The organism is Pseudomonas sp. 2835 (assembly GCF_050435905.1).
Lineage (GTDB): Bacteria > Pseudomonadota > Gammaproteobacteria > Pseudomonadales > Pseudomonadaceae > Aquipseudomonas.
In genome coordinates, this window is the sequence record NZ_JBNDLE010000007.1 from 31,023 (window position 1) to 45,640 (window position 14,618).

General features: G+C 61.3%; 12 protein-coding genes. 10 read left to right on the forward strand and 2 right to left on the reverse strand.

Features of this window, described 5'->3' with window-relative positions; genetic code table 11:
* Both murU and ABIE20_RS12020 read right to left on the reverse strand, forming a co-directional pair.
* Complete coding sequence (gene murU, locus ABIE20_RS12015) at positions 1-672, reverse strand: N-acetylmuramate alpha-1-phosphate uridylyltransferase MurU (protein WP_429505286.1); 672 nt, start codon at positions 670-672, stop codon at positions 1-3.
* Positions 669-1,694, reverse strand: a complete 1,026-nt coding sequence (locus tag ABIE20_RS12020) for an aminoglycoside phosphotransferase family protein (RefSeq protein WP_429505287.1) — start codon at positions 1,692-1,694, stop codon at positions 669-671. Before ABIE20_RS12020 ends, murU begins: the two co-directional genes overlap by 4 nt.
* Before the next feature lie 130 nt (positions 1,695-1,824).
* Between ABIE20_RS12020 and ABIE20_RS12025 the strand changes: the two genes are divergently transcribed.
* The 10 genes from ABIE20_RS12025 to ABIE20_RS12070 all read left to right on the forward strand — a co-directional run bounded on the left by ABIE20_RS12025 (position 1,825) and on the right by ABIE20_RS12070 (position 14,595).
* A complete protein-coding gene (locus ABIE20_RS12025) occupies positions 1,825-4,635 on the forward strand; it encodes an LPS-assembly protein LptD (protein ID WP_429505288.1) in 2,811 nt (936 codons plus the stop codon).
* Positions 4,616-5,935: a peptidylprolyl isomerase gene (locus ABIE20_RS12030; RefSeq protein ID WP_429505289.1), complete on the forward strand. Its 1,320-nt coding sequence runs from the start codon at positions 4,616-4,618 to the stop codon at positions 5,933-5,935. Before ABIE20_RS12025 ends, ABIE20_RS12030 begins: the two co-directional genes overlap by 20 nt.
* A complete protein-coding gene (gene pdxA / locus ABIE20_RS12035) occupies positions 5,932-6,921 on the forward strand; it encodes a 4-hydroxythreonine-4-phosphate dehydrogenase PdxA (protein ID WP_429505290.1) in 990 nt (329 codons plus the stop codon). Before ABIE20_RS12030 ends, pdxA begins: the two co-directional genes overlap by 4 nt.
* Positions 6,918-7,724 (forward strand): 16S rRNA (adenine(1518)-N(6)/adenine(1519)-N(6))-dimethyltransferase RsmA, encoded by an 807-nt coding sequence (gene rsmA, locus ABIE20_RS12040; protein WP_429505291.1) that lies wholly within the window; start codon positions 6,918-6,920, stop codon positions 7,722-7,724. Before pdxA ends, rsmA begins: the two co-directional genes overlap by 4 nt.
* A gap of 104 nt (positions 7,725-7,828) precedes the next feature.
* Positions 7,829-8,209, forward strand: coding sequence for a Co2+/Mg2+ efflux protein ApaG (apaG, locus tag ABIE20_RS12045; RefSeq protein ID WP_429505292.1), 381 nt, complete (start codon positions 7,829-7,831; stop codon positions 8,207-8,209).
* Positions 8,209-9,084: a symmetrical bis(5'-nucleosyl)-tetraphosphatase gene (locus ABIE20_RS12050; RefSeq protein ID WP_429505293.1), complete on the forward strand. Its 876-nt coding sequence runs from the start codon at positions 8,209-8,211 to the stop codon at positions 9,082-9,084. Before apaG ends, ABIE20_RS12050 begins: the two co-directional genes overlap by 1 nt.
* Before the next feature lie 14 nt (positions 9,085-9,098).
* Positions 9,099-9,428: a thiosulfate sulfurtransferase GlpE gene (glpE, locus tag ABIE20_RS12055; RefSeq protein WP_429505294.1), complete on the forward strand. Its 330-nt coding sequence runs from the start codon at positions 9,099-9,101 to the stop codon at positions 9,426-9,428.
* Positions 9,429-9,709: 281 nt separating this feature from the next.
* Entirely contained in the window at positions 9,710-11,632 is a 1,923-nt protein-coding gene (locus tag ABIE20_RS12060; RefSeq protein WP_010221441.1) for a PrkA family serine protein kinase, read from the forward strand.
* A gap of 132 nt (positions 11,633-11,764) precedes the next feature.
* The gene (locus tag ABIE20_RS12065) at positions 11,765-13,036 is read left to right on the forward strand and encodes a YeaH/YhbH family protein (RefSeq protein ID WP_429505295.1); all 1,272 of its coding nucleotides are present in this window, start codon (positions 11,765-11,767) and stop codon (positions 13,034-13,036) included.
* Positions 13,033-14,595, forward strand: a complete 1,563-nt coding sequence (locus ABIE20_RS12070; protein ID WP_038998436.1) for a SpoVR family protein — start codon at positions 13,033-13,035, stop codon at positions 14,593-14,595. The genes ABIE20_RS12065 and ABIE20_RS12070 overlap by 4 nt, the downstream gene beginning before the upstream one ends.
* Positions 14,596-14,618 lie beyond the last annotated feature (23 nt).

Genomic DNA, 14,618 nt, shown 5'->3' on the forward strand with positions numbered 1-14,618 from the left:
TCAGCGGCGCTCAGCGAGCAGTTGCTCGACTTCAGCCAGGCGTTCAAGGGTACCGACATCCACCCAGTGCCCGCTGAAATGCTCACCGCTGACCTGCCCGGCCGACATCGCCTGGCGCAGCAGCGGCGCCAGCTTGAAAGCGCCGGCCTGGCAGTCGGCGAGCAGCTGTGGGGCGAGTACGGCGATACCGCTGTAGGTCAGGGTGTCGGCATCGGCGTTGGCGTCGCTGACCTGGCCTTTATCCAGACAGAAGTCACCCTTGCCATGATGACCAGGGTTATCCACCAGTACCAGGTGGGCCAAGCCGTCGAGATGATTCGGCAGGCGGGCGAAGTCGTACTCGGTCCAGATATCGCCGTTGACCAGTACAAAAGGCTCATCGCCCAGCAACGGCAAGGCCTTGAAGATACCGCCGCCGGTCTCCAGCGGCTCACCTTCGGGTGAGTAACTGATATTCAGGCCCCAGCGCGAACCATCGCCCAGGTGATCCTCGATCTGCTGCCCGAGCCAGGCGTGATTGATCACCACATCCTTGAAGCCGGCCGCTGCCAACGCACGCAGGTGGTACTCGATCAGCGGCATGCCGGCCACTGGCACCAGCGGCTTTGGCGTGTGCAGGGTCAGCGGGCGCATGCGCTCGCCTTTACCTGCAGCAAGAATCATCGCTTTCATGGACGCGCTCCGGCTGCGGCCTGCAGGCTCTCGATCAACTCGTCGAGCTCGGCCAGCTCCGGGCGGCGAGCGATCACTTCATCTATATAGGCAAAGAAGCGCGGTACATCGGCCAGGTAACGCGGCTTGCCGTCGCGGTGGCAGATGCGCGCGAAGATGCCGATGACCTTGAGGTGACGCTGCACGCCCATCAGGTCGCTGGCGCGGTGGAAGTCCTCGAAATCGGCCTGCACCGGGATGCCCTTGGCCTGGGCGCGCTGCCAGTAATCCTTGAGCCAGCCCTGCACGCGTGCCTGCGGCCAGCTCAGGAAGGCATCCTTGAACAGGCAGGTGATGTCATAGGTGACCGGCCCGTACACCGCGTCCTGGAAATCCAGCACGCCAGGGTTCGGCTCGCTGTCCATCAGGTTGCGTGGCATATAGTCGCGGTGCACCAGCACCTTTGGCTGGGCCAGGGCGCTGTCGATCAGCAGGTTGCTGATGCGCTGCCAGGCGGCCAGTTGCGCGTCGGTAAAGCCCAGGCCCAGTTCACGGCCGACATACCACTCGGGGAACAGCTCAAGCTCGCGGCGCAGCAGGGCGACGTCATAACTTGGCAGCGGCGCATCCATCGGCAACTGCTGAAAGGCCAGCAGCGCGTCGATGGCGTCATTGAACAGGCCATCGGCGTTCTCGGCGCTGATCACATCCAGGTAGGTCTGGGTGCCCAGGTCGCTGAGCAGCAGGAACCCGCGCTCAAGGTCCTGGGCATGAATGACCGGAACATTGACCTTGGCTGTGGCCAGCAAGTGGGCGATATCAACAAATGGTCGGCAGTTTTCCTGCGGTGGCGGCGCATCCATGACAATAAAGCTGTGGCCTTCGGCCTGCCAGCGGAAGTAGCGGCGAAAGCTCGCATCGCTGCTGGCGGCGGTCAGGCTACCCGCGGGAACCGTGCCCCAGCCCTGTTTATGGAACAGATTTGCCAGCTGCTCGGCGAGCCAGACATTCAGGTGTTGCAAGCGTACATCGTGATCGGGCATTACAAGGGTCTCCGACGGCCCTAGCCGTCAAGCGGGTCATGCTTTATTATCCAGCATCTTTTTCAGACCATCGAGAGGCGTGCGGCCCCACACGCGGGCAGATGGCACGCAGGAAGCCCGGACTAATAAGATGGCATTGAAATCCCCCGCGTTTCGTAAAAAATTCCCGTTGCTGGTCACCGGCGGTTTGCTGGCGATGCAACCTCTGGCCACCCCATACGTGGTTGCCGCAGAGCAGTTCGACTGCCAAGTGTCTGCTGCCGGAGGCTGGGACTGCAAGCCCAAAACCCCTGCCGCTGCACTGCCGCCGCGCCCGGTACACGCCGGTGCTGCCGCCAGCTCGTCCGGTGAAACGCCAGCCGGCTCCGGCGAGGTTGCCCAGGAGCAGGTTCAAGGTCCTGCGCTGGTCACTGAAGCCAAAGGCCGCGTGCTGAAATCCCGCAGCCCCGATGCCAGCCACCTGGATTGGGTCCCTCGTGACCAGCTCACCCCGGCGCAGCTCGCCGAAACCGGGCCTTACTGCGCCGGTGCCTACATCGAGCCGACCCGTCCGGGTATGACCGACACCACGCCGAAAGACGAGTCGCCGACCTTCATCGGTGCCAAGGTCTCGCGCTACCAGCAGGAGCAGCAGATCGCCACCCTCGCCGGTGACGTGGTCATGCGCCAGGGCAGCATGCAGGTCGAGGCCGACGAGGCCAACCTGTACCAGGCCGAGAACCGCGGCGAGCTGAGCGGCAACGTGAAGATTCGCGACAACGGTTCGCTGGTGGTGGGCGATCACGCCGACATCCAGCTCGACACGGGTGAAGCCAAGGTCGACAACGCCGAATACGTGATGCACAAATCGCGCATCCGCGGCAGCGCCTTGTACGCCAAGCGTGCCGAAAACGCCATCATCCGCCTCAAGGATGGTACCTACACCACCTGTGAGCCAAACAGCAACGCCTGGCAGCTCAAGGGCAACAACATCACCCTGAACCCGGCCACCGGCTTCGGTACCGCGACCAACGTCACCCTGCGGGTCAAGGATTTCCCGGTGTTCTACACACCGTACATCTACTTCCCGATCGACGACCGTCGCCAGTCCGGCTTCCTGCCGCCGTCGTTCAGCACCAGCAGCGATACCGGCTTCATGCTGGTCACGCCGTACTACTTCAACCTGGCGCCGAACTATGACGCCACCTTGTATCCACGCTACATGGCCAAGCGCGGCATGTTGATGGAAGGCGAGTTCCGCTACCTGACCAAGTCCAGCGAAGGGCAGTTTGGTGGTGCTTACCTGAATGACAAGGATGATGACCGCAAGCTGCAGACGGACTACAAAGACCAGCGCTGGATGGTTAACTGGCAGCACAAGGGCGGCCTCGACGAGCGCCTGATGACTGAAGTCGACTACACCGACTTCAGCGATCCGTTCTACTTCCAGGACCTGGAGTCGGATCAGATTGGTGTCGAAAGCCGGGACTTCGTCAATCAGCAAGGTGCTTTGACCTATCGCGGCGACACCTACACCGCGCGGTTGAACGTGCAGGCTTTCGAGCTGGCGACCATTTCCCAGATCACCCCGTATGACCGCCTGCCGCAGGTCACTTTCAACGGCATGCTGCCTTTCCACCCGGGCGGCATGAACTTCACCTACGAATCCGAGGCTGTACGCTTCGAGCGTGATCTGAAGAATGGCACCGTCTTCGATAAGGACGGCAAGCTCGATACCAGCGTTCGGCCTGACGGCGGCCGCATCGACCAGAACATCACCGGCCTGGCCCGCGCCAACGGCACTCGCCTGCACCTGGCGCCGACCATCAGCCTGCCGATGGAAGCAAGCTATGGCTATGTACGGCCATCGCTCAAGTACGCCTACACACACTACGACCTTGACCTCGACAGTCAGGGCAAGGCCCAGGCGCCAGGCCAGCCGCGCGAATTCGGCCGGTTCAACTCTTCGCAGGATCGCGACGTTCCGATCGTCAGCGTCGACAGCGGGCTGTACTTCGACCGCAGTACCCAGTGGTTCGGTAAGAACTACACCCAGACCCTGGAGCCACGTCTGTACTACCTGTACGTCCCGTACAAGAATCAGATGGACATCCCGGTCTTCGACACCAGCGAGTACACCTTCAACTACGCCTCGCTGTTCCGCGACAACCGTTTCAGCGGCAACGACCGTATCGGCGACGAGAACAAACTGTCGCTGGGCGTGACCAACCGCTGGATCGAAGAGAACGGTTTTGAACGTCAGCGCCTGAGCGTTGGCCAGGCCTTGTACTTCAAGGACCGCAAGGTTCAGCTGCCTGGTATTGCCTACAAGGACCGCCAAGACGCACAGTCGGACGTTTCCCCGTACGCACTGGAATACGAATACCGCTTCAACCGCGACTGGCGCTTCAATTCCGATTTCAACTGGGATCCAGACAGCCGCAGCACCCGTTCGGGCAGCGCGATGTTCCATTACCAACCTGAAGACAACGTCAACAAGGTGGTCAACCTCGGTTACCGCTACCGCAACGACATGGTCATCTACAACAGCGCCACTGGTCGCTGGCAGGTAGGTGGTGGCGACTATGGCCAACCGGGTGACGCGAACTACATCAAGGACTACTACAAGATCCAGCAGCATGACTTCTCGGTCATGTGGCCGATCGTTCCGCAGTGGACCGCGATTGCACGCTGGCAGCATGACTACAACCGCAACCGCACGCTGGAAGCCTTCGGTGGTTTCGAATATGACAATTGCTGCTGGAAGCTGCGTCTGATCAACCGTTACTGGATCGATTACGACGATTACAGCCAGGCAATTCCGCAAAACGAAAAAGGCGACCACGGCGTCTTCCTGCAGATTGTGCTGAAAGGCCTCGGCGGCGTAGTGGGCAACAAGGTCGAGTCGTTCCTCGACCAGGGCATTCAAGGTTATCGTACTCGTGAAGACCAAGCTTACTGATTGTCTGCGCCCGCTGTTGCTGGGCGCAGTGTTGCTGACCGGCACGGCGCACGCCGCCGTGCAACCCCTGGACAGCGTTGTGGCCATCGTCGATAACGACGTGGTGATGAAAAGCCAGCTGGACAGCCGCGTACGCGAAGTCCAGCAGACCATCGCCAAGCGTGGCGGCCAGGTGCCGCCCGCCGGTGTCCTGGACCAACAGGTGCTCGAGCGCCTGATCGTCGAAAACCTGCAACTGCAGATCGGCGATCGCTCGGGCATCCGCATCACCGACGAAGAGCTGAACCAGGCCATCGGCACCATTGCCCAGCGCAATGGCATGAACCTGGAGCAGTTCCGCGCGGCCCTGGCCCGTGACGGCCTGTCGTACGAAGATGCCCGCGAGCAGGTTCGTCGCGAGATGATCATCAGCCGCGTGCGTCAGCGCCGGGTTGCCGAGCGCATCCAGGTCTCGGAGCAGGAAGTGAAGAACTTCCTCGCCTCGGAGCAAGGCCAGATGCAACTGTCGGAAGAATGGCGCCTGGCCAATATCCTCATCCCGACCCCGGAAAGCGCCAACTCGGCGCAGATCCAGGCGGCCGCGCAAAAGGCCGGCGAGGTCTACTCGCGCTTGAAGAGCGGTGCCGACTTCGGCCAGATGGCAATCGCCAGTTCCGCCAGCGAAAACGCCCTGGAAGGCGGCGAAATGGGCTGGCGTAAAGCCGGTCAGCTTCCGCCTGAGCTCGCCAAGCTGCTCAGCAGCCTGAACGTCGGCGACGTGACTCAGCCGCTGCGTATTCCTACCGGTTTCCTCATCATCAAGATGCAGGAAAAACGTGGCGGCGGCGGAGCCACCATGCGCGACGAAGTGCATGTCCGTCACATCCTGATCAAGCCGAGCGAGATTCGCAGCGAAGCGGCGACCCAGGAACTGGCCCAACGGCTCTATGACCGTATCCAGAACGGTGAGGATTTCGCCACGCTGGCCAAGAGCTTCTCCGAAGACCCTGGCTCGGCACTCAATGGCGGCGACCTCAACTGGGTCGACCCGAGCAACCTGGTACCGGAGTTCCGCGAAGAAATGGCCAACGCCCAACAGGGCCAGGTCACCAAGCCATTCAAGACCCAGTACGGCTGGCACGTGCTCGAAGTGCTGGGCCGCCGCGCCACCGACAGCACCGAACAGGCCCGCGAGCAACAAGCGATGAACGTACTGCGTAACCGCAAGTACGATGAAGAGCTGCAGACCTGGCTGCGTCAGATCCGTGACGAAGCCTACGTCGAAATCAAGCTTCCTGGCGCCGATCAGGCCGCGCAGTGAAACCGCAGCGCTTCGCCCTCACACCCGGCGAGCCGGCCGGCATAGGTCCAGACCTGTGCCTGCTGCTCGCCACGCAAGCCCAGCCGCATCCCCTGATTGCCATTACCAGCCGTGACCTGCTCGCCGAGCGGGCCGCGCAGCTGGGTGTGGCCATCACACTGCTGCCGGTGACTCTCGACGCCCTCCCCGACCAGCCTGCTCCGGCAGGCAGCCTGTATGTCTGGGATACGCCGTTGCAAAACCCGGTGCTCGCAGGCCAGCTGGACAAGGCCAACGCAGGATTCGTCCTGCAAACCCTGACCCGCGCCGGGCAAGGCTGCCTGGACGGGCATTTCGCCGGGATGATCACCGCGCCCGTGCACAAGGGCGTGATCAACGAAAGCGGAATCGCCTTTTCCGGGCATACCGAGTTCCTCGCCGACCTGACCAACACTGCTCAAGTGGTAATGATGCTGGCTACGCGCGGCCTGCGCGTGGCCCTGGTGACCACTCACCTGCCCCTGCGCGAGGTTGCCGACGCCATCACCAGCGAGCGCCTGGAGCGCGTCACGCGGATCCTGCATGCCGACCTGCAGAACAAGTTCGGCATTGCCGACCCGCGCATCCTGGTCTGCGGCCTCAACCCGCATGCCGGCGAAGGTGGCCACCTGGGCCACGAAGAAATAGACACCATCGAACCGACATTGGCGCGCCTGCGCAGCGAAGGCATGGACCTTCGCGGCCCGTTGCCCGCCGACACCCTGTTTACCCCCAAATATCTGGAGCACTGCGATGCAGTGCTGGCGATGTACCACGACCAGGGCTTGCCCGTGCTCAAGTACAAAGGCTTCGGCGCTGCGGTCAACGTGACGCTCGGCCTGCCGATCATCCGCACTTCGGTCGACCACGGCACCGCCCTGGACCTGGCCGGCAGCGGCAAGATCGACACCGGCAGCTTGCAGGTCGCCCTGGAAACCGCCTACCAGATGGCCGAGACCCGAAAATGACCGAGCAATACCAACACAAGGCGCGCAAGCGCTTTGGCCAGAACTTCCTGCACGACGCTGGCGTCATCGACCGCATCCTGCGTTCGATCCACGCCAAAGCCGGCGAACGCCTGCTGGAAATCGGCCCGGGCCAGGGTGCCCTGACCTCTGGCCTGCTGGCCAGCGGCGCGCAGCTGGACGTGGTCGAGCTGGACAAGGACCTGGTGCCGATCCTCAACCAGCAGTTCGCTGGCCGCGACAACTTCCGCCTGCACCAGGGCGATGCGCTGAAATTCGACTTTACCACCCTCGGCGCTGCCCCCCACAGCCTGCGCGTGGTCGGCAACCTGCCGTACAACATCTCCACGCCACTGATCTTCCACCTGCTGGCCAACGCCGAGCTGATCCGCGACATGCACTTCATGCTGCAGAAGGAAGTAGTCGAGCGCCTGGCCGCAGGCCCTGGCGGTGGTGACTGGGGCCGCCTGTCGATCATGGTGCAGTACCATTGCCGGGTCGAACACCTGTTCAACGTCGGTCCCGGCGCGTTCAATCCGCCGCCCAAGGTCGATTCAGCGATCGTGCGCCTGGTACCACACGAAACCCTGCCGTTCCCGGCCAAGGACCATCGCCTGCTCGAACGCATCGTTCGCGAAGCCTTCAACCAGCGCCGCAAAACCTTGCGCAACACCCTCAAGGCCCTGCTCAGCAGCGACGCTATCGAAGCCGCCGGCGTCGATGGCAGCCTGCGCCCCGAGCAACTCGACCTCGCTGCCTTCGTGCGCCTGGCCGACAAGCTGGCCGAGCAACAGGGCGCCGCGTAACCTGCGCCATTGGCCAGTCATGCCCGCATGACTGGCCGGCTACCCCGCCGATAGCCTAGACTGACGCCATCGCCGTATCCGCGTCTGTTGCCAAGGCCCCTTGCATGTCCGATCCCCGTTACCAGATCGACGTCAGCGTCGTGACCCGCTTTCTCAAAGAACAATCCGACCCCGAAAACGACCGTTTCGCCTTCGCCTATACCATTACGGTGAAGAACAATGGCTCTGTGACCGCCAAACTGATGTCACGACACTGGCTGATCACCAACGGTGATGGCCATGTCGAAGAGGTCAAGGGCGCCGGTGTGATCGGCCAGCAACCGACCATCGAACCTGGCCACAGCCACACCTACAGCAGCGGCGCGGTGATCAGCACCAAGGTCGGTACCATGCAGGGCAGCTACCAGATGTTCGCCGAGGACGGTAAGCGTTTCGACGCCGTCATTGCCCCCTTCCGCCTCGCCGTCCCCGGAGCCCTGCACTGATGGCGGTATACGTAGTCGGAGACCTGCAAGGCTGCCTGCAGCCGCTCAAGTGCCTGCTCGAACGGGTGAACTTCGATCCGAAGATCGACCGCCTGTGGCTGGTCGGCGACCTGGTCAACCGAGGCCCGGAATCACTGGAAACCTTGCGCTTCCTTTATTCCATCCGCGAATCGCTGGTGTGCGTACTGGGCAACCATGATCTGCACCTGTTGGCCGCCTGGCACAACATCGAGCGCCTGAAAAAAAGCGACACCCTGCGCGAAATTCTCGAGGCGCCCGATGCTGGCGAACTGCTCGACTGGCTGCGCCGGCAAAAGCTGCTGCACTACGACGAGCAGCGCGGTGTAGCACTGGTGCACGCCGGCATCCCGCCGCAGTGGACCCTGGGCAAGGCCCTGGAGCTGGCAGGCGAAGTCGAGGAAGCGCTGCGCGACGATAACCGCTTCAAGCCCTACCTCGATGGCATGTACGGCAACGAGCCGAACAAGTGGAGCAAGGACCTGAGCGGCGTCACCCGTTTGCGGGTGATCACCAACTACTTCACCCGCATGCGCTTTTGCACCAGCGAAGGCAAGCTCGACCTCAAGGGCAAGGAAGGCGCCGACACCGCCCCACCCGGATACAAGCCCTGGTTCGCCCACAAGGGCCGCCGCTCTCGGCATGTGAAGATCATCTTCGGCCATTGGGCCGCCCTTGAAGGCCGCTGCAAGGAGCCCGGGGTGATCGCCCTGGACACCGGCTGCGTGTGGGGCGGCGCCATGACCCTGTACAACGTCGACACCGGCGCATTGCACCGCTGCGAATGCACCGAGCAAGGCACCCCGCGTATGCAGCCTGCGTCCGCACAACCGGCTAGAATGAACGACCAGTCCTGAAGGAAACCGTACCCATGAGCGAATTCAAACGCATCCCTCCCCAGCAGGCCCAGGCGCTGCGCGAGCAAGGTGCGGTCGTGGTCGATATTCGCGACCAACCAACCTTTGCCGCCGGCCACATTGCAGGCTCCAGGCACCTGGACAACCAATCGGTAGCCGACTTCATCCGCGCCGCCGATCTCGATGCCCCCACCGTAGTGGTCTGCTATCACGGCAATTCCAGCCAGAGCGCTGCCGCCTATCTGATCAGCCAGGGCTTTTCCGACGTCTACAGCCTCGACGGCGGCTTCGAGTTGTGGCGCAGCACTTATCCCGCGGAAACCGCCCAAGACGCCGCCGAATAATTTTTTTCATCTCCCGCAGCCCGCGTCCTGTGCGGGCTCGCGCCTGGCCAGACGAACGGTCATGGCGAACTTCATGTACAACCGCCCTTGACCTCCCTGATAACGAACTATCCTTAAGCGCAGGCCATCCAAAAAGGGGAGAGCCGGTACACCGGCGTGCGGGTCATCGGTAGCGAGTTCTAGGTGTTCTGGGGGGTATACAGCAATCGGCGATGTCGATTGCATGCCAGCATCAGCTGACTGATCCGGCGTCGGCTCCACGTATCGAGCGAGGTGACGTCATGAGTATTTTTAGCCACTTCCAACAACGTTTCGAGTCCACCCGTCAGGAAGAACTTTCGCTGCAAGAGTACCTTGAGCTCTGCAAAAGCGATCGCAGCGCGTATGCGTCGGCGGCCGAACGCCTGTTGATGGCTATCGGCGAGCCGGAACTGGTCGACACCTCGAACAACTCCAGGCTGTCGCGCATCTTCTCCAACAAGGTAATCCGCCGCTATCCGGCCTTTGAAGACTTCCATGGCATGGAAGAATGCATCGACCAGATCGTGTCGTATTTCCGCCATGCTGCCCAAGGCCTGGAGGAGAAGAAACAGATCCTTTACCTGCTGGGCCCGGTGGGCGGCGGTAAGTCGTCCCTGGCCGAAAAGCTCAAACAACTGATGGAGAAGGTGCCCTTCTATGCCATCAAGGGCTCACCGGTCTTCGAATCGCCCCTGGGGCTGTTCAACGCCGCTGAAGACGGCGCCATTCTCGAAGAAGACTTCGGCATTCCGCGGCGCTATCTGAACACCATCATGTCACCCTGGGCGACCAAACGACTGGCCGAGTTCGGCGGCGATATCAGCCAGTTCAAGGTGGTCAAACTCTACCCGTCGATCCTCAACCAGATTGCCGTGGCCAAAACCGAACCGGGTGATGAAAACAACCAGGACATTTCCGCCCTGGTTGGTAAGGTCGACATCCGCAAACTCGAGGAATACCCACAGAACGACGCCGACGCCTACAGCTACTCGGGCGCGCTGTGCCGGGCCAACCAGGGCCTGATGGAATTCGTCGAGATGTTCAAGGCGCCAATCAAGGTCCTGCACCCGCTGCTCACGGCCACCCAGGAAGGTAACTACAACAGTACCGAAGGCCTTGGGGCGATCCCCTACTCCGGGATCCTACTGGCCCACTCCAACGAATCGGAATGGCACAGTTTCCGCAACAACAAGAACAACGAAGCGTTCATCGACCGTATCTACATCGTCAAGGTGCCGTACTGCCTGCGGGTCAGCGACGAGATCAAGATCTACGACAAGCTGCTGTTCAACAGTTCGCTGGCCAAGGCCCATTGCGCGCCAGACACCCTGAAGATGCTCGCCCAGTTCACCGTGCTGTCGCGGCTCAAAGAGCCGGAAAACTCGAACATCTACTCGAAAATGCGGGTGTACGACGGCGAAAACCTCAAGGACACCGATCCCAAGGCCAAGTCGATCCAGGAGTACCGCGACGCCGCTGGAGTGGACGAAGGCATGAACGGCCTGTCGACCCGCTTCGCCTTCAAGATCCTCTCCAAGGTGTTCAACTTCGACCCCCATGAGATCGCCGCCAACCCGGTGCACCTGCTGTATGTGCTGGAACAGCAGATCGAACAGGAACAGTTCCCGGCTGAAGTGCGTGAACGCTACCTGCGCTACCTGAAAGAGTACCTGGCACCGCGCTACATCGAATTCATCGGCAAGGAAATCCAGACCGCTTACCTGGAGTCCTACAGTGAATACGGGCAAAACATCTTCGACCGTTACGTGCTGTACGCCGACTTCTGGATTCAGGACCAGGAATACCGCGATCCGGAAACCGGCGAGATCCTCAACCGCATTGCCCTCAACGAAGAGCTGGAGAAGATCGAGAAGCCGGCCGGTATCAGCAATCCGAAGGATTTCCGCAACGAAATCGTCAACTTCGTGTTGCGTGCCCGGGCCAACAACAACGGCAAGAACCCGACCTGGCTCAGCTACGAAAAACTGCGGGTGGTGATCGAGAAGAAAATGTTCTCCAACACCGAGGACCTGCTGCCGGTCATCAGCTTCAACGCCAAAGCCAGCAAAGAGGATCAACAAAAGCACAACGACTTCGTCACCCGAATGGTGGAACGCGGTTACACAGACAAGCAAGTTCGGCTGCTCTCGGAATGGTACCTGCGGGTCAGAAAGTCGCAATAAGCGCCAAGCTGCAAGCTGTCAGCTGCAAGTCGCACGTAGGTCAAATACGTGTCGGCTTGCGGGGGCAGCGGTGATCCAACTTGAAGCTTGAAGCTTACAGCTTGCAGCTACCGCCTACTCCCGGAGGGGCCTATGAGCTATGTGATCGACCGACGCCTGAACGGCAAGAACAAGAGCACGGTCAACCGCCAGCGCTTTTTGCGGCGTTACCGTGACCACATCAAGAAGGCCGTCGAGGAGGCCGTGAGCCGCCGCTCCATCACCGACATGGAGCATGGCGAGCAGATCAGCATCCCCGGTCGCGACATCGATGAGCCAGTACTGCACCATGGCCGTGGCGGCAAGCAGACCGTGGTGCACCCGGGCAACAAGGAATTCACCGCTGGCGAGCATATCGCCCGCCCGCAAGGTGGCGGCGGCGGAGGCGGCCGTGGCAAGGCCGGCAACTCCGGCGAAGGTATGGACGAATTCGTCTTCCAGATTACCCAGGAAGAATTCCTCGAGTTCATGTTCGAAGACCTCGAGTTGCCCAACCTGGTCAAACGTCACCTGACCGGCACCGACACCTTCAAGACCGTGCGCGCCGGTATCAGCAACGAAGGCAACCCGTCACGCATCAACATCATCCGCACCCTGCGTTCAGCCCATGCCCGGCGCATCGCCCTGTCCGGCAGCAGCCGGGCAAAACTGCGCCAGGCGCAGGAGGAACTGGCGCGCCTGAAGCGGGAAGAACCAGATAACTTCGGCGATATTCAGGAAATTGAAGCAGAAATAGAACGTTTGAGCGCGCGCATCCACCGTGTGCCGTTCCTCGACACCTTCGACCTCAAGTACAACCTGCTGGTCAAACAACCCAACCCCAGCTCCAAGGCAGTGATGTTCTGCCTGATGGACGTTTCCGGCTCCATGACCCAGGCCACCAAGGACATCGCCAAGCGCTTCTTCATCCTTCTGTACCTGTTCCTCAAGCGCAACTACGACAAGATCGAGGTGGTGTTCATCCGCCATCACACCAGCGCCCGCGAAGTCGACGAAGAGGAGTTTTTCTATTCCCGGGAAACCGGCGGTACCATCGTTTCCAGCGCGCTGAAGCTGATGCAGGAGATCATGGCCGAACGCTACCCGGCCAACGAATGGAACATCTACGCCGCCCAGGCCTCGGACGGTGACAACTGGAACGACGACTCGCCGATCTGTCGCGAAATCCTTACCAAGCAGATCATGCCGTTCGTCCAGTACTACACTTACGTCGAGATCACCCCTCGCGAACATCAGGCATTGTGGTACGAGTATGAGCGTATCGGCGAAGCCTTTGCCGATACGTTCGCCCAGCAGCAGCTGGTGTCGGCCGGCGATATCTATCCGGTCTTCCGTGAACTCTTCCAGCGCAGGTTAGTGACATGACCGCTAGAGAGCAGAAGCGCCACCCTATTTCCACCGGGTCCGAATGGACATTCGAACTGATCCAGGCCTATGACCGGGAAATCAGCCGCCTGGCCGAGCGCTATGCCCTGGACACCTACCCCAACCAGATCGAGGTGATCACCGCCGAGCAGATGATGGACGCTTACGCCTCCGTCGGCATGCCGCTGGGCTATCACCACTGGTCCTACGGCAAACACTTCCTCAGCACTGAAAAGTCCTATAGCCGCGGTCAGATGGGCCTGGCCTACGAGATCGTGATCAACTCCGACCCCTGCATCGCCTACCTGATGGAAGAAAACACCATCTGCATGCAGGCCCTGGTGGTTGCCCATGCCTGCTACGGGCACAACAGCTTCTTCAAGGGCAACTACCTGTTCCGCACCTGGACCGACGCCAGCTCGATCATCGACTACCTGGTGTTCGCCAAGCAGTACATCACCCAGTGCGAAGAACGCCATGGCATCGATGCCGTGGAAGATCTGCTCGACTCCTGCCACGCCCTGATGAACTACGGTGTCGACCGCTACAAGCGGCCCTACCCGATCTCCGCCGAAGAAGAGCGGCGCCGGCAGAAGGAGCGCGAAGAGCACCTGCAAAAACAGATCAACGACCTGTGGCGCACCATTCCCAAGGGCGCCGACAAGAACAGCGACCGCGACAATGCGCGCTTCCCGGCCGAACCCCAGGAGAACATCCTCTACTTCATCGAGAAACACGCGCCCTTGCTCGAACCCTGGCAACGCGAAATCGTGCGCATCGTGCGCAAGATCGCCCAGTACTTCTACCCGCAGCGCCAGACCCAGGTGATGAACGAAGGCTGGGCGACCTTCTGGCACTACACCCTGATGAACGACCTCTACGATGAGGGCCTGGTGACCGAAGGCTTCATGATGGAATTCCTGCAGTCGCACACCAGCGTGGTGTTCCAGCCAGGCTTCGACAGCCCTTACTACAGCGGCATCAACCCCTACGCTCTGGGTTTCGCCATGTACCGCGACATCCGGCGCATGTGCGAACACCCTACCGAAGAGGACCGCCGCTGGTTCCCCGACATCGCCGGCAGCGACTGGCTGTCGACCATCAAGTTCGCCATGAGCAGCTTCAAGGACGAGAGTTTCATTCTCCAGTACCTGTCGCCGACGGTAATCCGCGACCTCAAGCTGTTCAGCATCCTCGATGATGACCAGCGCGAAGACCTGCTGGTACCGGCCATCCACGACGAGAGTGGCTACCGGATCATCCGCGAGACCCTGGCCGCCCAGTACAACCTCGGCAACCGCGAACCCAACGTGCAGATCTGGAGCATCGACCGCCGCGGCGACCGCTCACTGACCCTGCGCCACCAGCAGCACGACCGCAAACCCCTGGGCGATTCCACCGAGGAGGTTCTCAAGCACCTGCACCGCCTCTGGGGCTTCGATATCCACCTGGAGACCCTGCAGGGCGACCAGGTCATGAAAACCCACCACGTGCCGCCCAGAGGCGAGCACGGCGAAGCCGACTACGGCCGCCTGGACCTGGCGGTAGTGCACCTCTAGCACGCCCTCCGTTGCTGCCAGAC